Consider the following 21,742-nt stretch of genomic DNA (forward strand, 5'->3'; position numbering starts at 1 on the left):
GCGTTTCTTGGGGATTCGCCAAGCTGGTTAAGGCATCGGACTCTGACTCCGACATTCGTAGGTTCGAATCCTACATCCCCAGCCAAACCTAAGCGCGTATGCAAGCCATACGCGCTTGTTTTATTGAAGCAAAACCGGCAAAATCCCTTTTCAGGCAGCCTGAAACTTTGCTTTGATGCGCCGCCGCTATCGGCGTATAATCCGCGGCTTTTGGGCGAGTGGCCCGCATAAGGCAAGGAAGCGGTATGTTTCCCCGAGTAAAATCCTTTTCAAGTGACGAAGACATGGCAGCACACGACAATCTGATGGTGTTTACCGGCAACGCCAATCCCGAACTGGCCTACCGCGTGGTCAAACATCTGGACACCACGCTGGGCAACGCTTCGGTAAACAAATTTTCCGACGGCGAAATCGCAATCGAGCTTCTGGAAAACGTGCGCGGCCGCGACGTCTTCATCCTGCAGCCCACCTGCGCGCCCACCAACGACAACCTGATGGAAGTGCTGACCATGGTCGATGCGCTCAAACGTGCTTCCGCCGGCCGCATCACCGCCGCCATCCCCTACTTCGGCTACGCCCGCCAAGACCGCCGCCCGCGTTCCGCCCGCGTGCCGATTTCCGCCAAGCTGGTGGCCAATATGCTGGTTTCCGCCGGCGTTGACCGCATTCTCACCGTCGATCTGCACGCCGACCAAATCCAGGGCTTTTTCGATATTCCGGTGGACAATATCTACGCCACGCCGATCCTGATTCACGACATCCAGCAGCAGCGTCTGGAAAACCTGACCGTGGTCAGCCCCGACATCGGCGGCGTCGTCCGCGCCCGCGCCGTTGCCAAAGTGCTCAACGCCGATCTGGCGATTATCGACAAGCGCCGCCCCAAAGCCAACGTTGCCGAAGTAATGAACGTCATCGGCGACATCCAAGGCCGCACCTGTATTCTGGTGGACGACATGATCGACACCGCCAACACCCTGTGCAAAGCCGCATCCGCCCTGAAAGAGCGCGGCGCCGAGCGCGTCCTGGCCTACGCCACCCATCCGGTTTTCTCCGGCGAAGCCATCAGCCGGCTGGGCGAATCTGATATCGACCAAGTAGTGGTAACCGACACCATCCCGCTCTCCGATGCCGCCAAAAACTGCGGCCGCATCCGCCAGGTAACCATTGCCGGCCTGCTGGCCGAAACCGTGCGCCGCATCAGCAACGAAGAATCGGTGTCCTATTTGTTTAACGAAGATTTGGTTCAGCCCGGCGCGCTGTTTCTGCCCTAGCCGAACCGAACAGGCAGCCTGAAAAGCGTTTTTGCCCTTTTCAGGCTGCCTGAACAGCCTGCCGCAGGGTTGGTCGCAGCCCGGAAGCGGTATTTTCATTTCCCACTTTAAGGAAAAACCATGTCTAACGAAATCCAAGCAACGATCCGCAGCGAACAAGGTACTGGTGCGAGCCGCCGCCTGCGCAAAAGCGGACAAGTTCCCGCCGTTGTTTACGGCGACAAACAAGAAGCCCAAGCCATCGCCGTAGACCACAAAGAAATGTTCTACGCGCTGGAAAAAGAGTCCTTCTTCAACCGCATTCTCACCCTGAACATCGACGGCAAAAGCCAAGACGTTATCGTGCGCGACTACCAGATGCACCCCTTCAAACGCCAAGTGCTGCACATCGACTTCCAAGCGGTAAACAGCAACGAACCCCTGCGCATGCGCCTGCCGGTTCACATCGTCAACGCCGAAAACTCACAGGCCGTGAAGCTGCAAAGCGGCCGCGTATCGCTGCTGAGCAACACCGTTGACGTGATTCTGGATCCGAAAAACATCCCCGAAGCACTGATTCTGGACTGCGCCAACGTCCAAGCCGGCGACATCCTGCACTTGTCCGACATCCAATACCCCGAAGGCGTGCAGAGCGTGGCGCTCAAACGCGACAGCAACCTGGCGATCGCTACCGTAACCGGTAAAAAACGCTAAACCGCCCGCAAAAACCGGATGCCCGCGCATCCGGTTTTTTTTTCAGGCTGCCTGCCCGCTCGCTACCCAGACGGCGGCAACAGGCAGCCTGAAAACGGCGAACAGCATGACAAACGCAAAAGCAGCCTGAAAACCGAATAATGGTTTTCAGGCTGCTTTTTTTGCGCCGCTATTGTTTGCCGCCGGCGGGCGGGCGGTGCAGCACTTTTTTATCGAGCTTGCGGCGCATCGCCCATGCCAGCAGCGGTTTGGGCAGCAGCGCGCATAGCGCCAGCAGCAGGCGCATGCGGCGGGGGAAGACCAGCGTGTCGCGGCCGGCGGAGAGTGCGGCGAGAATCTCGGCAACCGCCCGCTCTTCGCTGACCAGAAACGGCTTGTGGCGGGCGTCGCCGCCATTGAGCGCGCGCAGGGCGGCGGTATCGACATAGCCGGGGGCGACGGCCAGCACCCGTATGCTGAAAGGCGCAAGCGCGGTGCGGTAGGCATCGGCGCAGGCCAGCATCGCCCGCTTGCATTGGGCGTACAGGCTGGCATAGGGATAATCGAGCAGGCCGGCCGACGAAGCGATGCACACCATTTCGCCGCCGGCGCCGCCGTTTTGCAGATGCGCTGCCGCCCAGGCAAAGCTCTCGGCAAAAGCCTGCAGATTGACCGCCAGCAGCGCCGCGCTGTCGTCGCGGTTTAATGTAAACACCCGCTCGTTGAGATAGCGGCCGGCGGCATACACCACCCGCCGGTAGCGCAGGCCGGCGGCGTCGATGTCGGCAAGCAGCCGCTGCCTTGCTTCCGCATCGCGCAAGTCGGCAGCGAAAGTCTGCCACGCCGGAAACTCGGCGCGTATGCTCTCGAGCTTGGCGGCGCTGCTGCCGGCCACCGCCACCCGCCAGCCTTCGGCCGCGTGCCGCCGTGCCAGCGCCAGCCCGATGCCGCTGCTGCCGCCGATAATCAGAATGGCGGGTTGGGATTCCATATCGGCTCCTTTGCTGGGAACGGTTGAACGGGCAAGACAGCCTGAAAACGCGGCGCCCGCGGTAAAAACAGTGGCATTGTAGCGGAAAGCGCAAAGGCGTTTCAGGCTGCCCTACCCCTAAAAGCAGCCTGAAAGCCGTTCCAGGCTGTTTTTTTGCGTTTGAAGTGCCATCTGCCGTTTTCAGGCTGCTTTGCAAAATGCCCAAAGCAGCCTGAAAGCAATCAATGCCGCCATTCGGATAAGGTTCTGGCTTTGCCAAGCCTTTCAGGCTGCCTACTCCAGCATCTGCTGCGCCCGCCGGTAGCCGTAGTCCCACTGCGCGGCCATTTGCGCGGCGAAAGCGGCATACGGCACGGCCTGCGGTTCGATGCGGCCGCTGCGCAGGCTGAAGCGGCGGCTCGGGCAGTGCCCGCGCAGCGCGGTGCGGATGTCGGCAAACGGCAGGCGCAGGATGCGGCCGGCGGGGGCGGCAAAAGCGGCAGCCTGAAGGCGGCGCGCTTCGGCGTCGAAACCCAGCACGCGGGCGATGGCGGGCAGGGCAAGGGCGCGGCCGTAGGGCGGTTTGTGCTCGGCGTACACGGTGCCGGCCAGCGCCGCCGCCTGCTCGATAGGCAGCAGATCGACCACACCGCCCAGATACACGCCGCCCTCGGGCGCGGGCAGCGGCGCCAGATAATACATATCGCTGATGGTGGCATACAGCGCCGCCTGCCAATCCTGAAGCGGCCGTATTTCGACGGCAGCGGCAATCCGCGGCGACAGCGCGGCGGTGGCGCAGTCCGGCACCGCCGGCAGCGGCGCCTGAGCGCTCGGGGCGAACAGCAACTGGCGCAGCCGCGGCCGGCCGTTTTCGTTTTCCAGCCGCGCGGCAGAGATCAGCAGCGCGGGCGCATCCGCCCGAATGCCGCCGGCAGCCTGAAACAGCGGATCGAGCCAGTTGTGCGCGTTTTCGCCGTCGGCCAGCGCAAACAGCGCCAGCCGCGCCAGTTCGTCCGTCAGATGATCGAAGCCCTCCGCCGCCAGATAACGCGCCAGCCGCTGCGGCGAACGGTACAGATACCAGCGATAAGCAGCCTGAAAAAGCGTCTGCCGGCGCGGCGCCGACGATGCGCGCGCCAGCATCAGCACGCGGTGCATCGCCGGCGAACACAGCAGGCGGCGGGCATCTTCCGGCTGCGGCGCCAGCGCCACCGTGAGCGCGGCAAAACCGCCGCCGCAGGATGCCAGCAGCGCGTCGGGGCGGCGGCCGCGCTCGCACAAAGCGGCATAAGCGCCCAAATAGGCACCGAAGCGCATGCCGCCGCCGCACATCATCAAAAGCGAAGAAAAGGGCTGGTTCATCGTGTGTTGTTCCGGCTTTAAGGCAGCCTGAAAGGCTTTCAGGCTGCCGGCGGCACGCAGTATAGCGGCAAAACGCTGCCGCGGCCGCGGCAGCCTGAAAAGCCGCGCGTTTCCCTATATAATGGTGCATCTTTTTCAGGCAGCACATTATGGAAACCAAACAAAAAATCCTCGACCAATGCCGCAAAAGCGGCCTGCAGATTACCCCCCTGCGCGAGCAGGTGCTCGACATCGTGCTTGAGTTCGACGGCGTGATCAAAGCCTATACCGTGCTGGCGCAGATGCAGCGCAGCAGCGCCTCGGTAGTCGCCCCGCCCACCGCCTACCGCGCGCTCGACTTTTGGGCGGAACACGGCGTGCTGCACAAAATCCCCGCCGTCAACGGCTATGTGCTGTGCACCCACGCCCGCCACGACTGCGACAGCCACTGCCACGCCGGCGCCCAAGAACACAACAGCAGCTTCATTTTGGTCTGCACCGAATGCGGCGCGGTGGACGAGCAAAGCCTGACCGCCGAATGGGCGGCGCTGCGCTCGGCCGTTGCCGCCGGCGGCTTCAATCTCAACGAAGAACACGTCGTTCTCACCGGAATCTGCGCCAAATGTCATTAAAAACCAAAGTCCACCTGTTTTCCGGCTTTCTCGGCACCGGCAAAACCACCGCCCTGCGCCGCCTGCTGCAGCAAAAAAGCCCCGCCGAACAATGGCTGCTGATCGTCAACGAATTCGGCGAAATCGGCATCGACGGCGCGGTACTGGCCGACAACGGCATTCCGGTGGCCGAAATCTCCGGCGGCTGCCTGTGCTGCACCGCCGGCGGCCAGATGGGCGACACCGTGCGCAAAATGCTCGCCAAGCGCCGCCCCGAGCGCATCCTGATCGAAGCCAGCGGGCTGGCGCATGCCGCCGGCGTAATCGACGAACTCAAATCTCCCGAGTTTGCCGACGCGCTGGAAATCGCCGCCGTCTTCACCCTTGTCGATCCGCGCCAGTTCACCAATCCCGACTACGCCGCCAACCCGCTCTACAAAGACCAAGTCGGCGTGTGCGACGTTTTGGTCGCCAACAAAACCGACCTGTGCGATGCCGCCACGCTCGAGACCTTCCGCAAGCAGGCCGCCGCGCTGTTTCCGCCGAAAACGCTGGTGGCCGAAGTGCAAAACGCCGAAATCGACATCGCCTGGCTCGATCTGCCGGTGGCGGAAAAATCGCGCTACCGCGTCAAAGTGCTGCCGGAAAACACCCTCGGCTTCCAGTCGCAAGGCTACACCTTCCCCGCTGGCCGCAATTTCGACGGCGAGCGGCTCACCCGCTTTTTCGACGAACTGCCCGCGCTCGCCGACGGCCTGGTGCGCGCCAAAGGCGTATTCCAAGTGCTCGGCACCTGGGTCTGGCTCAACTGGACCGACGGCCAATGGGGCGCCAACCAAGTCGCCTGGCGCCGCGACAGCCGCTTCGAGCTGATCGCCAAATCCTTCGACGCCGACCGCATCGAAGCCGCCCTGCAGGCAGCGCTGGAAGACGAAGACGAAACGCCGGCAGCCTGAAAACCGCCGCCAAACGCAAAACGGTGCGCGGGGCGCACCCTACAGCAGGATTGCGGCGGGATGGCACAAGTAGGGTGCGCCCCGCGCACCAAAAACCAGCGCCGATTCCACCCCGTCCCAAATCCAAAAAGCAGCCTGAAAACCGATAACAAAGTTTTCAGGCTACCTTTATGCTGTTTTCAGCAGGATGTAGCTTGGGTTGCCAAACCCAACATCCGCAAGGGTGTTCTACCATGTTGGGTCTCGACCCAAGCTACAATACTGTACCGTTTCCACCCTATCCAAACCCCAAAAAGCAGCCTGAAAACCGCCAATACGGTTTTCAGGCTGCTTTTGCCTTTTTCAGACGGACATTTAAGAGCCGCAGGCCAGCTCGAGCTGTTTGAGTGCCGGGCTGTTGGGCACTACCGGGCGGGCAGGCGCTTGGGCGGCGGTGTATTTGCGGTGCGATACCAGTTTTTTGTTTTCGTCCCACAGGTGGATTTCCAGCAGGCGGAAGGTGCGTTTTTTGCAGTCCAATTCCCATTCGCCGATGGCGGTTTGGAAACGCGGCGTGTTGTGGTAGCTCTCTTTTTCCGGCTTGAGCACGATTTTGCGGTCGCGCAGGCGCACGGTGTCGCCGCTGCGTTTGATGCTGCCGGTGTCGTAGGCGGCGCGGATGTTTCCGTCGCGGATGTCGCCCAGGTCTTTCCAGATGCCGAGCGCTTTGGCGGCGGGGTCGTCGGGCAGTTTGGACTGTACCGGCCCGTCGCCCGCGCAGGCGGACAGCAGCAGGGCGGTGGCGAGAATGGCGGGCAGTAGTGGCTTCATGGGCGCTCTCCAGCGGTTGCGCTTTCAGGCAGCCTGAAAACAGCTTCTTCAGGCTGCCTGAAATGTTAAAATCGCGATTTTGCCACGAACCTGCCCCGAAGGTAAGCCCGCCATGCCCCATTCCAGCGCCCTGCAGATCCTGCGCGACGTTTTCGGCTATCCCGAATTCCGCGGCCGCCAGGCCGAGATTGTCGATACGCTTGCCGGCGGCGGCAGCGCGCTGGTGCTGATGCCCACCGGCGGCGGCAAGTCTCTGTGCTATCAGATTCCGGCGCTGCTGCGCGAAGGCACGGCGGTGGTGGTGTCGCCGCTGATTGCGCTGATGGACGACCAAGTAGCCGCGCTGCGTGCGGCCGGCGTGCATGCGGCGGCGGTGCACAGCGGCACGCCGCCGCAAACGGTGCGCGATCTGGCCGACGACATCCGCGAAGGCAGCCTGAAACTGCTGTACGTTGCCCCCGAGCGGCTGGTTTCCGAGCGTTTTCTGCGTTTTCTCGACCATACCGCCGTCAGCCTGTTTGCCATCGACGAAGCCCACTGCGTGAGCCAGTGGGGGCACGACTTTCGCCCCGAATACCGCGCATTGGGGCTACTGGCCGAGCGTTATCCGGCCGTGCCGCGCATCGCACTCACCGCCACCGCCGACGCCGAAACCCGCGCCGACATCAAACACTATCTGCACCTGCAGTCCGCCCCCGAGTTCGTCTCGAGCTTCGATCGGCCGAACATCTACTACCAAATCATCGAAAAAAACAACGGCAAAAAGCAGCTTTTGGACTTTCTCAAGCGCCGTCCCGCCGGCGACAGCGGCATCGTGTACTGCTTAAGCCGCAAAAGCGTGGAAGACGTGGCCGCCTTTCTCTGCGAAAACGGCTTCAACGCCCTGCCCTACCACGCCGGCCTGAGCATGGACACCCGCAGCGCCAACCAAAGCCGCTTTATCCGCGAAGACAGCATCATCATCGTCGCCACCGTCGCCTTCGGCATGGGCATCGACAAACCCGACGTGCGCTTTGTCTGCCATCTCGACATGCCGCAGAGCATCGAACACTTCTATCAGGAAAGCGGCCGCGCCGGCCGCGACGGCCTGCCCGCCGCCAGCTGGCTGTGCTACGGCATGAACAATCTCGTACTCCTGAAAGAGCGCATTCAGGAAAGCGGCGCCGACGACTGGCAAAAGCAAATCGAAATCCAAAAGCTCAACGCCATGTTCGACGTCTGCGAAACCGCCGGCTGCCGCCGCCAGCTCTTGCTGCGCCACTTCGGCGAAACGTCCGAACCCTGCGGCAACTGCGACAACTGCCTGCACCCGCCCGAGCGCTTCGACGCCACCGAAGACGTGCAAAAGCTGCTGAGCTGCGTGTACCGCGTCGGCCAGAGCTTTGCCGCCGGCTATGTGATCAACGTGCTGCGCGGCAAAGACGACGACTGGATCCGCCGCAACGGCCACCACACACTCTCCACCTTCGCCATCGGCGCCAAACGCAGCGACAAAGACTGGCGCGCCATCGTCCGCCAGTGCATCGGCCTGGGGCTGCTCGACAACGACACCGCCAACCACCAGGCACTGCTGCTCACCCCCGCCGCCCGCGCCGTACTCAAAGGCGAACAGCACGTGATGCTGCGCACGCTCAAACGCGAAAAATCCGCCACCCAAGTACCGCAAAAAAGCGAATGGCTGCGCACCGAGCGCGAAGAGCGGCTGTGGCAGGCGCTCAAACAATGGCGCAGCGAACGCGCCCGCGCCGACAACGTCCCCGCCTACATCATCTGCGGCGACAAAACCCTGCAAAGCATCGTCCAAACGCAGCCTGAAACCAGCGATGCCCTGCATCAGGTCTATGGCTTGGGCGACGCCAAAATCGACAAATTCGGCAGCGAAATTCTCGAAATCTGCCGCAGTATCGGCAGCGAAACCGATAGCGGCGGCAGCGCTTTCAGGCTGCCTGAAAGCCCCGCCAAGCAGTCTGAAAACCCCGAAGACGAATTTCTCCACAGCAGCCGCGACCGCGCCCTGTGGCAGGCGCTCACCCAATGGCGCGGCGAAACCGCCGATGCCGAAGGCTGCCCCGAGCACAGCATCTGCCCCGACGACAGCCTGCGCGACATGGTTGCCTTCACCCCCGAAACCGACGCCGACCTGGCCGCCGTTTACGGTCTCGGCGCCGTGCGCATCGCCAAATACGGCGCCGCCATACTCGAAGTCTGCCAACCCTACGCCCGCAGCCTGCCGCCCGAAGCCAAGCGCGAGCGCGCCACCATGCGCCGCCTGAACCGCTGGTGCGCCGACACCGCCCGCGCCCAAGAGCTGGCCGAACACCAAATACTCAGCAAAATCACCCTGCGCGCCCTCGCCGCCCGCCGCCCGCAAACCCTGCCCGAGCTGCAAACCGTGCACGGCATCAATGAAGAAAAAAGCGAACGCTACGGCGCCGAACTGCTGGCGCTGCTCGCCGAAGCGGAAGAAGCGGAAGCGGAATAAACGTTTTCAGGCTGCCTGCGGCACGGCAGGCAGCCTGAAAAAAGCAGCCTGAAACGGTTTTTCCCGTTTCAGGCTGCTTTTTTGCGCTTGGCAAGCTACATCAAAAAGAAATACGCCCACGCCGCCACCAGCGCGATTGAAAGCAGGTTCAGCACCATGCCCACTTTAAGCATATCGCGCTGGGTAACGATGCCGGTGCCGAACACAATCGCATTCGGCGGCGTCGCCACCGGCAGCATAAAGGCACAAGACGCGCCGATGCCGATGACCATCACCAGCACTTCCTTGGGCATGCCCATCTGCTCGGCAACGCTGGCAAACACCGGCACCAATAGCGCGGCGGAAGCGGTGTTGCTGGTGAACTCGGTAAGGAAAATGATAAAGGTCGATACCGCCAAAATCACAATAAACGGATGGGCGAGTACGAAAGTGCTGGCCATTTCCTGCCCCAGCGCGGCGGAAGCGCCCGATTTTTGCAGCAGCGTGCTCAGCGTGATGCCGCCGCCAAAGAGCAGCAGCACGCCCCAGTCGGTATTGCGCGCCACTTCGCGCCAGCGCACCACGCCGAACACCACCACCGCCACCGCCGCAGTCAATGCCACGAAAGTATCGGGGTTTTTGATGCCGAAACGCTCTTCAATCTGCTTGCCCAGCACCCACGCCACCGCAGCGGCCAGAAAAATCAGCAGCGCAATCACGCGGTGCAGCGTCCACGGAATGTCTTCGTGTTCCACCTGCACTTTGGCCGACAGATTGGGTTTGAGCACGATAAACAGCGAAAACAGCATCAGCGGCAAGAGCGCCAGCATCATCGGCAGGCCGAACTTCATCCAGCCGGCAAAATCCAAGCCCAGCGCCTTGGCGGCAATCGCGTTCGGCGGCGAGCCGACCACCGTACCCAAGCCGCCGATGCTGGCGCAGTAGGCGATGCCCAACAGTACGAATACGAAAGTATTGCGGTCTTTTTCCTTGTCCAGATGGCTCATCAGCCCCATTGCCAGCGGCAGCATCATCGCCGCCGTTGCCGTATTGCTGATCCACATCGACAGCACCGCCGTAACCAAAAACAAAAGATGCACTGCGACAAAAGTATTGCCGCGCGAAAGCGAAATCAGCCACACGGCGATTTTGCGGTCGAGCTTTTGCATATGCAGCGCCGTCGCCAGCGCGAAGCCGCCGAAAAACACATAGATAATCGGGTCGGCAAAGCCCGCCAGCGCCTGCTTGGTGCCCATTTCGGGAATCTGAAACAAGATAGCAAACAGCGGCACGATCAGCGCGGTTACGGTGATGTGCACCGCTTCGGTAAACCACATAATCGCCACAAAGGCCAAAATGCACAGCCCTTTATTGACATTGCTCTCGTAAGGCAGGATCTGATAGAGCGCCGCGCTTACCGCTGCCGCCACCAGCGCAATCAGCAGGCCGCGGAAATTGGTAATCGGTGCCTGCGCGCTCAAAAGCTCGACATTGTCCGGCTGGCGCTTGTCCGGCGCGGACGAAGTGGGATGATTCATAAATCTCTCCTAATGGTTTTTCTTGGTAACACGGCACCGCCATGCTGCGGCACCGGCATTAAGATAACACAAACCTACACAATACTAAAAAGCGTAAAGGCAGCCTGAAAAGTTTCAGGCTGCCCCAAACAGCGGCAGTTTGTAGCCGAAGATGCGAAATCCAAACGACAATCCGCCCCGTTTTGCGCCGCCGCACACAAAAACACGGCGCAAAAGACACACAAAAAGCAGCCTGAAAACGGCAAAACCGCTTTCAGGCTGCCCAATCGGGCATCGTGTGCTACATTCTGCAGACCCTAACACACAAAGGAACCCCCCCATGAAAAAAGCCCTTATCCCCACCCTTGCCGCCTGCCTGCTGCTGGGCGGCTGCATGACCGGCATCATGTGGGAGCGCATGGCCGGCGACCAGTACGAATTTGCCGCAGACGAGAGCGACAACATCACCGCCTTTGCCGTTGCCACTGCCGACAGCAGCCAGTTAAAAAAAGGCAGCCTGATACTGGTGGGCGAAAAATACTGGTACGTTTTAGACCAAGGAGAGGAAAACACGCGGCGTTTGGCACAACTGCGCGCGCAATTTCCCAAAGCCTTTTCTTTTAAAAGCAAAGGCAATCTTGAAGCAAACAAGCGCTACAAAAACAACACCTTTGTTTTAGAACGCCGCGAAGAAGAGAAAGGCTCGTTCCGCAGCGAATACTGCCTGGGCTACCAAACCGACAATCCCGCCGAAGCCAAGCAATTGGCCGCTTTGGGCTTTGACAAAAAACCGGACGGCTACGAAACCTGCAGCGCGGTTACCGGAAAAATGTACGCCGTCGGCAATTTGAAAGTTCCTGCCGAATACCGTTTCGAGAGCCGTCTGCCGGTGCAATTAGGCCGCTCTTACGGCAAATCCGCCCCCGCCGGCAATAAAGTCGCCGCCGCCCTGCTCACCCCATTGGCTCTGGCTGCCGATGCTGTTGCCACGGTCACGGTGTATCCGATCATGTTTCGTAAAGCCTGGTTCGGGGATACTTCGATGTAAAACATACAAAAGCAGCCTGAAAGCCGGTTTCCCGCTTTCAGGCTACTTTTTTGGCAGATTGTTTTTTCAGACGGCCATCGCCTTAAACACTTCTTTCGCGGCGGCGATGGTTTCGTCGATTAATTCAGTCGTATGCGCGGCGGAGACGAAACCGGCTTCGTAGGCTGAGGGGCCGAAGGCGACTTGTTTATCCAGCATGCCGTGGAAGAAGGTTTTGAAGCCGTCCACGTTGGAGCGTGCCATGTCGGCGTAGTTGCGCGGCAGGCCGTCGGCAAAATACAGGCCGAACATGCCGCCCACGCTGTCGGCACAGAATGCGACGCCTGCGGCTGCGGCGGCAGCCTGAAAGCCTTGCACCAGCTGTTCGGTACGCGCGGCCAGGTTTTCGTAGAACCCGGGGCGCTGGATGATTTCCAGCGTTTTCAAACCGGCGGCGACGGCGACGGGGTTGCCCGACAAAGTGCCGGCCTGATACACGCCGCCGAGCGGGGAGATGGCGGCCATAATGTCTTTGCGCCCACCAAACGCCGCCAGCGGCATACCGCCGCCGATCACTTTGCCCATGGTGGTCAAATCGGGCGTGATGCCGTGCAGCGACTGCGCGCCGCCGAGCGCGACACGAAATCCGGTCATCACTTCGTCGTAAATCAATACCGCGCCATGTTTGGCGGTGAGTTCGCGCAAGGCTTGGACAAAGCTTTCAGACGGCCTTACCAAGTTCATATTGCCCGCAAACGGCTCAACGATGACGCAGGCGATTTCGCCGCCGATTTGCGCGAAGGTTTCTTCAAGCTGGGCAACGTTGTTGTATTCCAGCACCAGCGTGTGCTTGGTGAAATCGGCAGGCACGCCGGCGGACGACGGGTTGCCGAAGGTGAGCAGGCCGCTGCCCGCTTTCACCAGCAGGCTGTCGGAATGGCCGTGGTAGCAGCCCTCGAATTTGATGATTTTGTCGCGGCCGGTAAAGCCGCGTGCCAGGCGGATGGCCGACATGGTGGCTTCTGTGCCCGAGCTGACCAGGCGCACTTGTTCGACGCTGGGCACGAGTTTGGCGATTTCTTCGGCAATCACGATTTCGCCCTCGGTGGGCGCGCCAAACGACAGCCCGCCCAAGGCCGCTTCGCGCACGGCTTCAATCACTTCGGGATGGGCGTGGCCGACAATCGCCGGCCCCCACGAGCCGACGTAGTCAATATAGCGCGTGCCGTCGGCATCCCACACATAGGCGCCCTCGGCCTTTTGGATGAAACGCGGCACGCCGCCGACACTGCCGAAGGCGCGCACGGGCGAATTGACGCCGCCGGGAATGATGTTTTTGGCGCGGGTGAAAAGTTGTTCGTTGCGGGTCATGGGGGTTTCCTTTCTGAATGGGGCAGCCTGAAAAACAAACGCGCGATGATACCGCACTTTCAGGCTGCCTTCGGCGGTGTAAAAGCAAAAGGCAGCCTGAAACGTGTAGAATGCGGCCGCAGGGCATCCGCCCGCGTTTGTTTTGCGCTTTGCTTCGTTTAATGCCGCACAGGCAGCCTGAAAAAATCCGCCTTATGGAATCGATAGTCGAACTGCGCCATCTGCGCACCCTAGTCGCCCTGCAGGAAACCGGCAGCGTGTCGCTGGCCGCCCAGCGGGTGTTTCTCACCCAGTCGGCGCTCTCGCACCAGATCCGGCTACTGGAAAACCATTTTGAAACGCCGCTGTTTGAGCGCAAGTCGGCTCCGCTGCGCTTTACGCCGGCCGGCGAGCGGCTGCTGAAGCTGGCACGCGAGCTGCTGCCGCGCGTGGCCGACGCCGAGCGCGACCTGATCCAGATTGTCCACGGCGAAGCGGGCGAGTTGCGGCTGGCGGTGGAATGCCATACCTGCTTCGACTGGCTGATGCCGGCGATGGGCGTGTTCCGCCCGCAATGGCCGCAGGTGGAATTGGACATTGTGTCCGGCTTCCAGGCCGATCCGGTCGGCCTGCTGCTGAGCCGCCGCGCCGACGTGGCGATTGTGTCCGAAGCGGTGCCGCAGGCAGACATCGCCTACGAGCCGCTGTTTGCCTACGAAATGGTCGGCATCTGCGCGCCCGACCATCCGCTGGCCGGCAAAGAAGTGTGGCAGGCGCAGGACTTTGCCGACGAAACCCTGATCAGCTATCCGGTGCCCGACGATATGCTCGATTTGCTGCGCAAAGTGCTGCTGCCGCAGGGCGTCAATCCGGCGCGCCGCCACAGCGAGCTGACCATCGCCATCGTGCAGCTGGTGGCCAGCCGCCGCGGGATTGCCGCGCTGCCGTATTGGTCGGTGATGCCCTATGTGGAGAAAAACTATATCGTTACCCGCCAAATCGGCGATACGCCGCTGCAGAGCGAACTGTATGCCGCCATCCGCAGCGAAGACGCCAAGCGTGTTTATCTGCGCGACTTCTGCCGCATCGTGCGCGAAGAAGGCTTTGCCAGCCTGCCCGGCTTAAGCCATCTGTCGCTGCCCGCAGAGCTGACCATCGGCGCGCGCGGCTAGCCGTTTTTCCCGTCTTTCAGGCTGCCTTTGCCCCGCAGGCAGCCTGAAAAAACCATCGGAGCCAAGCATGACCCTGCAACACAAACTGCCGCAGCCGATGCTGCCGGAAACCCAGCGCCGCGAAATCGGCGCGCGCGAAAGCTACCACCTGCTGAAAATCCTGTCCGAATTCGTCCAGGCCGGCGAAGAATTGCGCGCGGTGCAGCCGGCGGTGAGCATCTACGGCAGCGCCCGCCTTGCCGCCGACCATCCCGACTGCCTGTTTGCCGAAAGCCTGGCGCGCAAGTTGTCCGACGCCGGTTTCGCCGTGATTTCCGGCGGCGGTCCCGGCATTATGGAAGCCGCCAACAAAGGCGCGCACGCCGGCCGCAGCCCCGCCGTCGGCCTCAACATCGTGCTGCCGCACGAGCAGCACGCCAATCCCTATCAGGATTTGTCGGTAACCTTCCAGCATTTTTTCCCGCGCAAAGTGATGTTTGTCAAACACGCGCTGGCCTATATCGTGATGCCCGGCGGCTTCGGCACGCTCGACGAATTTTTTGAAAGCCTGACGCTGGTGCAAACCGGCAAAATCCCGCAGCGGCCGATTATTCTCGTCGGCAGCGCATTCTGGCGCGGCCTGCTCGAGTGGATGCAGCAGCAGCTCGCCGAGCGCGGCCTGATCGGCAAAGACGACATGCAGCTTATCCGCCTGTGCGACAGCGAAGACGAAGTGATCGACGCGGTCTTCCGCTACTACGAAAACTGCCACGACGACTTCTGCGTCGAACCCGACGTCGGCAACTGGGATTTGGGGCTGTAAGCAGCCGGTTTCCCATTGGCAAAAAAGCAGCCTGAAAGCCGGATTTCGGTTTTCAGGCTGCTTTTTTTGGGGACGGCCTGCCCGCTCCCTGCCAAACGGCAGGGCTTAGTTGGCGGCGTTGACGCAGATGCGTTTGACGGTACCGCTTTTACTTACGCTGAAGGTGTAGCGGCCTTTGTTCAGTTCGACAAACCGGAATGCGGCGCCGCTGTCGCCGTCGTGGCCGAGCTCGGAGGGCAGGCGGCGGCCTTTGGCGTTGCGTACGGCAAAGCCGGCATCGCCGTCCACGGTGAGCAGGGCATCGTCGGAGCGGCTGTCGATGCGGTAGCGCTGGCCGCTTTTCAGTTTCAGGTTTTCGGCGCAGCCGGTATCGTCCAGCGGCAGGCTCTTCAGGCTGCCGGCGTGGGCAGCGCCAGCCAGCAGCAGCAAGGCGGTGAGAAGGGCGAAACGGGATTTCATGGGATTTCCTTTCTGTTAAGGGAGGGAGAAAGCAGCCTGAAAGGCTTTCAGGCTGCCTTTTGGCGGCGGCAAAACCCGCGTTCAGCCGTCGGCATGAACGCAGATAAGCGAAGCGGTGCCGCTTTGGGTGATGTTTAAGACAAAACGCCCTTTTTTCAGGCGCGCGGCGCGGACGGAATCAAAGGGCGGGCCGTTGTCCATCACATGGCGGGTTTCGACGGGCAGCGGTTTACCGCCCAAAGTGTGCACGCTGAAACCGACCTTCTCGGAGATGACCAGCAGGACGTCCTTGGCGCGGCCGTTGATGCGGTAGCGCTCGCCGCGCTGCAGTTCCAGATTTTTCGCGCAGCCGGCATCGTCCAGCGGCAGGCTTTTCAGGCTGCCGGCGTGGGCGGTACCGGCCAGCAGCAGCGCGGCGGCAAGGGCGGTTAGACGGGGTTTCATGGGTTTCCTTTCGGTTCGGTAAAAACGGGGGAATCAGGCAGCCTGAAAGGGGGGTTTCAGGCTGCTTTTGCTTTTTCAGGCTGCCCTGCGTATCGTCGGGCAGCCTGAAAACGGCTGGGGGCGTCAGCAGGCGTATTCGGCCAGCAGGGTTTCCTGTACGCCGGCGGGGGCTTCGCCGGCGGCGGGGCGGATGCGTTCGTAGTGGCCGCTGCCGTCCATCTGCCAGGCTTTGGCGGTGTCGGCGAGCGCCAGTTGCAGGCCTTCGCGGATGACACGCGCTTTGAGCGCGGGGTCGAGCACGGGGGTGGCGGTTTCGATGCGGTTGAAGAAGTTGCGCCCCATCCAGTCGGCGCTGGCGATGTACACGTCTTCGGCGCCGCCGTTGTAAAAGTAATAGACGCGGGCGTGTTCGAGCAGGCGGCCGATTACCGAGCGCACGCGGATGTTGTCGGACAGGCCGGGCACGCCGGGGCGCAGGGCGCACATGCCGCGCACGATCAGGTCGATTTCGACGCCGGCGGCGCTGGCGCGGTAGAGCGCTTCGATAACCTGCGGCTCGATCAGCGAATTCATTTTGGCGATGATGCGGGCGGGGCGGCCGGCTGCGGCGTTGGCGGTTTCGCGCTCGATGGCGTCCATCACCATTTTGTGCAGGGTAAACGGGCTTTGGTACACTTTTTTCAGCTTGGTGGCCTGGCCTAAGCCGGTGATTTCCATAAAAAGTGCGTTGACATCACGGGTGATGGCGGTGTCGGCGGTGAACAGGCCGAAATCGGTGTAGATGCGCGACGTGCCCTGGTGGTAGTTGCCGGTGCCCAGGTGGGCGTAGCTTTTCAGGCTGCCGTTTTCGCGGCGGATGACCAGCGCCATTTTGGCGTGGACTTTGTAGCCGAACACGCCGTACACCACGTGGGCGCCGGCTTCTTCCAGCCTGCCCGCCCAGTTCACATTATTGGCTTCGTCAAAACGCGCCATCAGCTCCACCACCACCGTTACCTGCTTGCCGGCAAGCGCGGCGGCCATCAGCGCGCGCGCCAGCTCGGAATGGGTGCTGGTGCGGTAGATGGTCATTTTGATGGCGACAACGTCGGGATCGCGCACGGCGTCGTGCACAAACTGGATCACGGGATCGAAAGACTGGTAGGGGTGGTGCAGCAGAATATCGCGCGCGGCGATTTGGTCGAACATTGATTCGTTGGGATTCAGATCGGCGGGAAACTGCGGCGTATAAGGGGCAAAGCGCAGATCGGGGCGGTCGATCATATCGGGCACCGCCATCAGCCGCACCAGATTCACCGGCCCGTCCACGCGGTAAAGGTCGCTGCGCGCCAGCCCGAAATGCGCCAGCAGAAAATCGGAAAGATGCTCGGGGCAGCCTTCGGCCACTTCCAGCCGCACGCCGTCGCCGAATTCGCGGTCGTGTAACTCGTTTTTGATGGCGGTGCGCAGGTTGCGCAGGTCTTCTTCGTCCACCATCAGCGCGCTGTCGCGGGTCAGGCGGAACTGGTGGCAGCCTTCAACCGCCATGCCGCGAAAGAGTTTGTACACATATTCGTGCAGTATCGACGACAAAAACACAAAGGCTTCGCTGCCGCCGCTGATGTCTTCAGGCAGCCGCACCACGCGCGGCAAAATGCGCGGCGCCTGCACCACCGCCATGCCCGAAGCGCGGCCGAAAGCGTCTTTGCCGCTGAGTTCGACCAGAAAATTGAGCGATTTGTTGAGCGGGCGCGGGAAAGGGTGGGAAGCGTCCAGACCGATGGGCGTGAGAATGGGCAGCAGCTCGCGGTTGAAATAGCCTTCGATCCAGGCGCGCTGCTCCGGCGTCCAGTCTTTGCGGCGCACAAAGCGGATGTTTTCGCGCTCCAGCGCCGGCACCAGCACGTCGTTAAACAGGCGGTACTGCTCGCCGATCAGCTTTTTCGCTTCTTCGCCCACTGCGGCGATGGTCTGTGCCGGCGTCAGGCCGGAATCAAACAGGATATCCGGCTGCTCGCGCTCTTGGCGCTTGAGCCGCGCCATGCGTACTTCAAAAAATTCGTCGAGATTGGACGACACGATGCACAGAAAACGCAGCCGCTCCAAAAGCGGCAGGCTCTCGTCCCACGCCTGCGCCAAAACGCGGCGGTTAAAGGCCAGCAGGCTGGTTTCGCGGCACAGAATGCGGTTGGATTCGGGCATAGTCGTTTCCTTTGCGTTTGGCGTGTCTAACAGGCAGATTATAGCGCGGCAGCAGGCTTTCAGGCTGCTTTGGCGCAGGCAGCCTGAAAGCAAAAAAGCAGCCTGAAAACCTTTCAGGCTGCCTGCGGGCGGCTTTAACGTATCTGGCCGCTGCCTTCGACGATGTATTTGTAAGTCGTCATCTCTTCGAGCCCCATCGGGCCGCGGGCGTGGAGTTTTTGCGTGGAAATGCCCATTTCGCAGCCGAGTCCGAACTCGCCGCCGTCGGTGAAGCGGGTGGACGCGTTAATGTACACGGCGGCGCTGTCCACTTGGGCGGCGAAATAGCGGGCGGTGTCGGCATTGGCGGTAACGATGGCATCGGAGTGGCGGGTGCTGTGTGCGTCGATATGGGCAACGGCCGCTTCAACCGAATCCACGATTTTCACCGCCAAAATATAGTCGGAAAACTCGGTATCGAAATCCGCATCGGTTGCAGCCTGCCCGCTAATCCATTGCCGCGCAGCATCGTCCAAACGCAATGCCACCGGTGTCAAACCCTGCGCCTGCCGTTCGGCTACCAAACGCTGCTGCAAGCGCGGCAGTAAAACGGCGGCGGTGTCGCGGTGTACCAAACACACTTCGGCCGAATTGCACACCGAAGGGCGGCTGGTTTTGGCGTTGTCGATGATGTTTAAGGCCATGTCCAAATCGGCGTCGCGGTCGATGTACACATGGCAGATGCCGGTGCCGGTTTCGATAACCGGCACATGCGCGTTTTCCACTACCGCACGAATCAGCCCCGCGCCGCCGCGCGGAATCAGCAAATCCAAGTAGCCCACGGCTTTCATCATCGCGTGGGCGCTGTCGCGGCTGGTGTCTTCCACAAGCTGGATGCACTCGGGCGAAATGCCGTCTGAACCGGCCAGCGCGCTTTTGAGCGCGGCGACAATCGCGGCGGAGGAGTGGTAGGCTTCTTTGCCGCTGCGCAACACCACCGCATTGCCGCTTTTGAGCGCCAGCGCGGCGGCATCGGACGTAACATTCGGCCGGCTCTCGTAAATAATGCCGACCACGCCCAGCGGCACGCGGATTTTGCGGATGGCCAAGCCGTTTTCCAGCGTGCGCGTATCGAGCGTTGCGCCCACGGGGTCGGGCAACGGCACCAGCGCGCGGATGCCCTCGGCCATCGCCGCAATCCGCGCTTCGTCCAGGCGCAAACGGTCAAGCATGGCGGGGGAAAGATGCGCGGCGGCGGCTTCCATATCGGCGCGGTTGGCCGTCAAAATATCGTCCGTAGCCGCCAGCAGCGCATCGGCCATCGCCGCCAAAGCGCGGTTTTTGGCGGCGGTATCGGCGGTGTTCACCGATTTTTTCGCGCGTTTGACTTGCTCGAACAGGGTTTGGGTGGGGGTCATTTTTTTCTCCTTTGTGTTTGTTTTGGGGATAGGGAAAGGCAGCCTGAAAAGCGGGGTTGTCGGATACGAGTATCCGACCTACGGCTCAAATCTCATGCAAAAACAATTCCAATTCGGGGGTAACGGTAATCCAGTCGTCGCGGTGGATGACCACGCCTTTGGGTTTGGGCGCGGCAAGCAGCGTGTTCAGACGGCCTGCATCGGTTTTTACCCGCCCTTTGCCGATGATGCGCGTGCCGTCGGCGTTGCACACCGTAACCACCTCGCCCTCGGCAAACTGCCCCTGCGCCGCTGTGATGCCCGAAGCGAGCAGGCTTTTTCCCTCGTTTACCAACGCATTTTCTGCGCCCGCGTCCACGCGCAAAGTACCACGGCTTACAGCGTAAAAGGCCAGCCATTGCTTTTGCGTTTTCATGGTTTTTTGCGCGGCAAACAGCGTGCCTTTGTCCTGCGCGGCGGCAGCCTGAAGCAGCGCTTCGCCTTGCAGCGACGAGCAGATGTACACCGGCACGCCGGCGTGGGTGGCGAGCGTGGCAGCTTTGATTTTGGTGAGCATGCCGCCTGTGCCGTTGGCGCTGCCCGCGCCGCCTGCCATCGCAATCAAATCGGGGCTGATTTGCGCCACTTTTTCGATGCGGCGGGCGGCGGGGTCGCGCTGCGGATGGCCGGTATAGAGGCCGTCCACATCGGTGAGCAATACCAGCAAATCGGCCTGCATCATGCCCGCCACTTGGGCGCTTAGGGTGTCGTTGTCGCCTACTTTGATTTCGGCCACGGCCACCGCGTCGTTTTCATTGATGATGGGAATGGCGCGGCGGGCGAGCAGTACGCTCATGGCCTGAAAGGCGTTTTGATAGCGGCGCTTGTCGGCAAAGTCGCCGCGCGTGAGCAGGATTTGCGCCGAAACGATATTTTTAAGCAGCAGATTCGATGTGTATTCTTCCATCAGCAGGCTCTGCCCCACCGCCGCTGCGGCCTGTTTGTCGGCGATTTGGGTCGGCCGTTTTTTAAAACCGAGCGAGCCGAAGCCCGCCGCAATCGCGCCCGAGGACACCAACACCAACTCATGCCCCGCCGCGTGCAACACCGCCAGCTGGCGCGTGATGTTGTGCAGCTTGCTGCGGTTGAGACTGCCGTCTGGATGGGTCAGCGAGCTGGTGCCTACTTTGAAAACGATGCGTTTGCTGCCCTCTGCCATAATGGTTTCTCCTTATGTTTGTTGTTTTTCAGGCTGCCTGAAAGCGGCCGCCTGGTGCTTTATACCACAGCATTCTGCGTTTTCAGGCTGCCTGATCTTTCAGGCAGCCTGAAAATTTTGGGCGTCGGCGGCGAAGCACTCCTGCAGGATACGCAGCACCGCTTCGGTTTTGGCCGACTGCACGCGCACCGACGTTACCGCGTACAAATCGACCGCGCCCAGCGTCCAATCGGCCAGCAGCGGCTGCAGCAGGCCGCGGTCGGTCAGTTCGCGCACTTCGCCTTCGAGCTGCAGCGACAGCCCCAGGCCGCCCAAAGTCAGGCTACGCACCGTGGCCAGCTGGCGGCAGGCGGTGTGGCCGGCGCCGTCGAACAGATAACGCTCGCTGCCGCGCGTCATTTCAAAGCGCAGCGGCAGGCAGTAAATCCAGCGGTGGCGGTGCAGATCGTCCGGCTGCTGCGGCGTGCCGTGCCGCGCCAGATAATCGGGCGCGGCGCAAATCTGCCAGCGCCACGAAGCCAGCGGGCGGGCGATCAGATCGGGCGCTTCCAGCGCGGTAAGGCCGCCGCGCAGGGCGATGTCGATCGGCTCGCGCTGCAAGTCGGCCAGTGCGTCTTCGGCGTGCAGCACCGGCAGGATATTGGGATATTCCTGCCGCAGCCGCTGCAGGGCAACCTGAAACGGCGGCGCGTCGGCCAATACCGATGCCAGCGCGATATGCACTTCGCCCGCAGCTTCGGTTTTCAGGTTTTCCAGCGCCTGATGCGCATCGGCCAGCGTGTGCAGCAGGCGCGCGCAATGGATGCCGAGACTGCGGCCGGCATCGGTGGGCGACAGGCGGCGCGTACTGCGGTGGAGCAGCTTCACCCCGTGCAGCGCCTCCAGCCGCGAAATATGCTGGCTGACCGCCGAAGGCGTCATCCCCAGCGCGGCGGCGGCGGCGTTCATGCTGCCGTGTTCGAGTACGGCGGCGAAGACCAAAAGCGGTTTGGTGTCTTGCATTTCAGGCTGCTTTTGTTAAGTTCGGCTTCACAATATAAACAGCCGGCGGCGGATTATCAAGCGGCCGGCGGCGGCCTATACTGCGCCTGTTTTCACAAACT

At 61.6% G+C, this 21,742-nt stretch carries 20 protein-coding genes and 1 tRNA gene; 10 read left to right on the top strand and 11 right to left on the bottom strand.

Annotated elements, in window-relative coordinates; all coding sequences use genetic code 11:
• Positions 1 to 8: 8 nt before the first annotated feature.
• From MB824_RS00835 to MB824_RS11605, 4 genes are all read left to right on the top strand, one after another.
• Positions 9 to 85, top strand: a tRNA-Gln gene (locus MB824_RS00835).
• A 199-nt stretch (positions 86 to 284) separates the two neighbouring features.
• Complete coding sequence (locus MB824_RS00840; RefSeq protein WP_238745121.1) at positions 285 to 1,271, top strand: ribose-phosphate pyrophosphokinase; 987 nt, start codon at positions 285 to 287, stop codon at positions 1,269 to 1,271.
• Between the two features lie 120 nt (positions 1,272 to 1,391).
• Positions 1,392 to 1,964, top strand: a complete 573-nt coding sequence (locus MB824_RS00845) for a 50S ribosomal protein L25/general stress protein Ctc (RefSeq protein WP_238745029.1) — start codon at positions 1,392 to 1,394, stop codon at positions 1,962 to 1,964.
• A gap of 18 nt (positions 1,965 to 1,982) precedes the next feature.
• Positions 1,983 to 2,105, top strand: a complete 123-nt coding sequence (locus MB824_RS11605; protein WP_255778155.1) for a hypothetical protein — start codon at positions 1,983 to 1,985, stop codon at positions 2,103 to 2,105.
• 28 nt (positions 2,106 to 2,133) lie between these two features.
• Here the strand turns inward: MB824_RS11605 and MB824_RS00850 are convergent, their stop codons facing one another.
• Positions 2,134 to 2,934 carry an SDR family NAD(P)-dependent oxidoreductase gene (locus tag MB824_RS00850; RefSeq protein WP_238745031.1) on the bottom strand — a complete coding sequence of 267 codons (801 nt, stop codon included), beginning with the start codon at positions 2,932 to 2,934 and terminating at the stop codon, positions 2,134 to 2,136.
• 273 nt (positions 2,935 to 3,207) lie between these two features.
• A complete protein-coding gene (locus tag MB824_RS00855) occupies positions 3,208 to 4,275 on the bottom strand; it encodes a patatin-like phospholipase family protein (protein WP_238745033.1) in 1,068 nt (355 codons plus the stop codon).
• Positions 4,276 to 4,424: 149 nt separating this feature from the next.
• On the opposite strand from MB824_RS00855, the gene MB824_RS00860 reads away from it, so the two are divergent.
• Together MB824_RS00860 and MB824_RS00865 are read left to right on the top strand one after the other, a co-directional pair.
• The gene (locus tag MB824_RS00860; RefSeq protein ID WP_238745035.1) at positions 4,425 to 4,886 is read left to right on the top strand and encodes a Fur family transcriptional regulator; all 462 of its coding nucleotides are present in this window, start codon (positions 4,425 to 4,427) and stop codon (positions 4,884 to 4,886) included.
• The gene (locus MB824_RS00865; RefSeq protein ID WP_238745037.1) at positions 4,877 to 5,821 is read left to right on the top strand and encodes a CobW family GTP-binding protein; all 945 of its coding nucleotides are present in this window, start codon (positions 4,877 to 4,879) and stop codon (positions 5,819 to 5,821) included. The genes MB824_RS00860 and MB824_RS00865 overlap by 10 nt, the downstream gene beginning before the upstream one ends.
• A gap of 354 nt (positions 5,822 to 6,175) precedes the next feature.
• Here MB824_RS00865 and MB824_RS00870 read toward each other — a convergent pair whose 3' ends face one another.
• Complete coding sequence (locus tag MB824_RS00870; protein WP_238745039.1) at positions 6,176 to 6,631, bottom strand: surface-adhesin E family protein; 456 nt, start codon at positions 6,629 to 6,631, stop codon at positions 6,176 to 6,178.
• 112 nt (positions 6,632 to 6,743) lie between these two features.
• On the opposite strand from MB824_RS00870, the gene recQ reads away from it, so the two are divergent.
• The gene (gene recQ / locus MB824_RS00875) at positions 6,744 to 9,113 is read left to right on the top strand and encodes a DNA helicase RecQ (RefSeq protein WP_238745040.1); all 2,370 of its coding nucleotides are present in this window, start codon (positions 6,744 to 6,746) and stop codon (positions 9,111 to 9,113) included.
• 95 nt (positions 9,114 to 9,208) lie between these two features.
• Here recQ and MB824_RS00880 read toward each other — a convergent pair whose 3' ends face one another.
• Positions 9,209 to 10,630: an SLC13 family permease gene (locus tag MB824_RS00880; protein WP_238745041.1), complete on the bottom strand. Its 1,422-nt coding sequence runs from the start codon at positions 10,628 to 10,630 to the stop codon at positions 9,209 to 9,211.
• A 319-nt stretch (positions 10,631 to 10,949) separates the two neighbouring features.
• Here MB824_RS00880 and MB824_RS00885 point away from each other — a divergent pair, with 319 nt between their 5' ends.
• Entirely contained in the window at positions 10,950 to 11,657 is a 708-nt protein-coding gene (locus MB824_RS00885) for a hypothetical protein (protein WP_238745042.1), read from the top strand.
• A gap of 66 nt (positions 11,658 to 11,723) precedes the next feature.
• On the opposite strand, the gene hemL is transcribed toward MB824_RS00885, so the two are convergent.
• Positions 11,724 to 13,007, bottom strand: coding sequence for a glutamate-1-semialdehyde 2,1-aminomutase (gene hemL / locus MB824_RS00890; RefSeq protein WP_238745043.1), 1,284 nt, complete (start codon positions 13,005 to 13,007; stop codon positions 11,724 to 11,726).
• A gap of 194 nt (positions 13,008 to 13,201) precedes the next feature.
• Here hemL and MB824_RS00895 point away from each other — a divergent pair, with 194 nt between their 5' ends.
• Together MB824_RS00895 and MB824_RS00900 are read left to right on the top strand one after the other, a co-directional pair.
• Positions 13,202 to 14,158, top strand: coding sequence for a LysR family transcriptional regulator (locus tag MB824_RS00895; protein ID WP_238745044.1), 957 nt, complete (start codon positions 13,202 to 13,204; stop codon positions 14,156 to 14,158).
• A 67-nt stretch (positions 14,159 to 14,225) separates the two neighbouring features.
• Complete coding sequence (locus MB824_RS00900) at positions 14,226 to 14,960, top strand: LOG family protein (protein ID WP_238745046.1); 735 nt, start codon at positions 14,226 to 14,228, stop codon at positions 14,958 to 14,960.
• A gap of 105 nt (positions 14,961 to 15,065) precedes the next feature.
• Here the strand turns inward: MB824_RS00900 and MB824_RS00905 are convergent, their stop codons facing one another.
• From MB824_RS00905 to MB824_RS00930, 6 genes are all read right to left on the bottom strand, one after another.
• Positions 15,066 to 15,419: a hypothetical protein gene (locus tag MB824_RS00905; protein ID WP_238745048.1), complete on the bottom strand. Its 354-nt coding sequence runs from the start codon at positions 15,417 to 15,419 to the stop codon at positions 15,066 to 15,068.
• An 81-nt stretch (positions 15,420 to 15,500) separates the two neighbouring features.
• On the bottom strand, positions 15,501 to 15,863 hold the full coding sequence (locus tag MB824_RS00910; RefSeq protein ID WP_238745050.1) for a hypothetical protein: 363 nt from the start codon (positions 15,861 to 15,863) through the stop codon (positions 15,501 to 15,503).
• A 123-nt stretch (positions 15,864 to 15,986) separates the two neighbouring features.
• Entirely contained in the window at positions 15,987 to 18,044 is a 2,058-nt protein-coding gene (gene ppk1, locus MB824_RS00915; RefSeq protein WP_238745052.1) for a polyphosphate kinase 1, read from the bottom strand.
• Between the two features lie 134 nt (positions 18,045 to 18,178).
• The gene (locus tag MB824_RS00920) at positions 18,179 to 19,441 is read right to left on the bottom strand and encodes a glutamate-5-semialdehyde dehydrogenase (RefSeq protein ID WP_238745054.1); all 1,263 of its coding nucleotides are present in this window, start codon (positions 19,439 to 19,441) and stop codon (positions 18,179 to 18,181) included.
• Positions 19,442 to 19,526: 85 nt separating this feature from the next.
• Positions 19,527 to 20,639, bottom strand: coding sequence for a glutamate 5-kinase (gene proB / locus MB824_RS00925; protein ID WP_238745056.1), 1,113 nt, complete (start codon positions 20,637 to 20,639; stop codon positions 19,527 to 19,529).
• A 99-nt stretch (positions 20,640 to 20,738) separates the two neighbouring features.
• Positions 20,739 to 21,641, bottom strand: a complete 903-nt coding sequence (locus MB824_RS00930; protein ID WP_238745058.1) for a LysR family transcriptional regulator — start codon at positions 21,639 to 21,641, stop codon at positions 20,739 to 20,741.
• Positions 21,642 to 21,742 lie beyond the last annotated feature (101 nt).

The sequence above is a fragment of the Kingella pumchi genome (assembly GCF_022288825.1).
Lineage (GTDB): Bacteria > Pseudomonadota > Gammaproteobacteria > Burkholderiales > Neisseriaceae > Kingella_D > Kingella_D pumchi.

Excerpts from the sequence above, each read along its gene's own strand:
- MB824_RS00840 (WP_238745121.1), top strand. The coding sequence starts at position 285 with ATGGCAGCACACGACAATCTGATGGTGTTTACCGGCAACGCCAATCCC.
- MB824_RS00845 (WP_238745029.1), top strand. The coding sequence starts at position 1,392 with ATGTCTAACGAAATCCAAGCAACGATCCGCAGCGAACAAGGTACTGGT.
- MB824_RS11605 (WP_255778155.1), top strand. The coding sequence starts at position 1,983 with ATGCCCGCGCATCCGGTTTTTTTTTCAGGCTGCCTGCCCGCTCGCTAC.
- MB824_RS00850 (WP_238745031.1), bottom strand. The coding sequence starts at position 2,934 with ATGGAATCCCAACCCGCCATTCTGATTATCGGCGGCAGCAGCGGCATC.
- MB824_RS00855 (WP_238745033.1), bottom strand. The coding sequence starts at position 4,275 with ATGAACCAGCCCTTTTCTTCGCTTTTGATGATGTGCGGCGGCGGCATG.
- MB824_RS00860 (WP_238745035.1), top strand. The coding sequence starts at position 4,425 with ATGGAAACCAAACAAAAAATCCTCGACCAATGCCGCAAAAGCGGCCTG.
- MB824_RS00865 (WP_238745037.1), top strand. The coding sequence starts at position 4,877 with ATGTCATTAAAAACCAAAGTCCACCTGTTTTCCGGCTTTCTCGGCACC.
- MB824_RS00870 (WP_238745039.1), bottom strand. The coding sequence starts at position 6,631 with ATGAAGCCACTACTGCCCGCCATTCTCGCCACCGCCCTGCTGCTGTCC.
- recQ (WP_238745040.1), top strand. The coding sequence starts at position 6,744 with ATGCCCCATTCCAGCGCCCTGCAGATCCTGCGCGACGTTTTCGGCTAT.
- MB824_RS00880 (WP_238745041.1), bottom strand. The coding sequence starts at position 10,630 with ATGAATCATCCCACTTCGTCCGCGCCGGACAAGCGCCAGCCGGACAAT.
- MB824_RS00885 (WP_238745042.1), top strand. The coding sequence starts at position 10,950 with ATGAAAAAAGCCCTTATCCCCACCCTTGCCGCCTGCCTGCTGCTGGGC.
- hemL (WP_238745043.1), bottom strand. The coding sequence starts at position 13,007 with ATGACCCGCAACGAACAACTTTTCACCCGCGCCAAAAACATCATTCCC.
- MB824_RS00895 (WP_238745044.1), top strand. The coding sequence starts at position 13,202 with ATGGAATCGATAGTCGAACTGCGCCATCTGCGCACCCTAGTCGCCCTG.
- MB824_RS00900 (WP_238745046.1), top strand. The coding sequence starts at position 14,226 with ATGACCCTGCAACACAAACTGCCGCAGCCGATGCTGCCGGAAACCCAG.
- MB824_RS00905 (WP_238745048.1), bottom strand. The coding sequence starts at position 15,419 with ATGAAATCCCGTTTCGCCCTTCTCACCGCCTTGCTGCTGCTGGCTGGC.
- MB824_RS00910 (WP_238745050.1), bottom strand. The coding sequence starts at position 15,863 with ATGAAACCCCGTCTAACCGCCCTTGCCGCCGCGCTGCTGCTGGCCGGT.
- ppk1 (WP_238745052.1), bottom strand. The coding sequence starts at position 18,044 with ATGCCCGAATCCAACCGCATTCTGTGCCGCGAAACCAGCCTGCTGGCC.
- MB824_RS00920 (WP_238745054.1), bottom strand. The coding sequence starts at position 19,441 with ATGACCCCCACCCAAACCCTGTTCGAGCAAGTCAAACGCGCGAAAAAA.
- proB (WP_238745056.1), bottom strand. The coding sequence starts at position 20,639 with ATGGCAGAGGGCAGCAAACGCATCGTTTTCAAAGTAGGCACCAGCTCG.
- MB824_RS00930 (WP_238745058.1), bottom strand. The coding sequence starts at position 21,641 with ATGCAAGACACCAAACCGCTTTTGGTCTTCGCCGCCGTACTCGAACAC.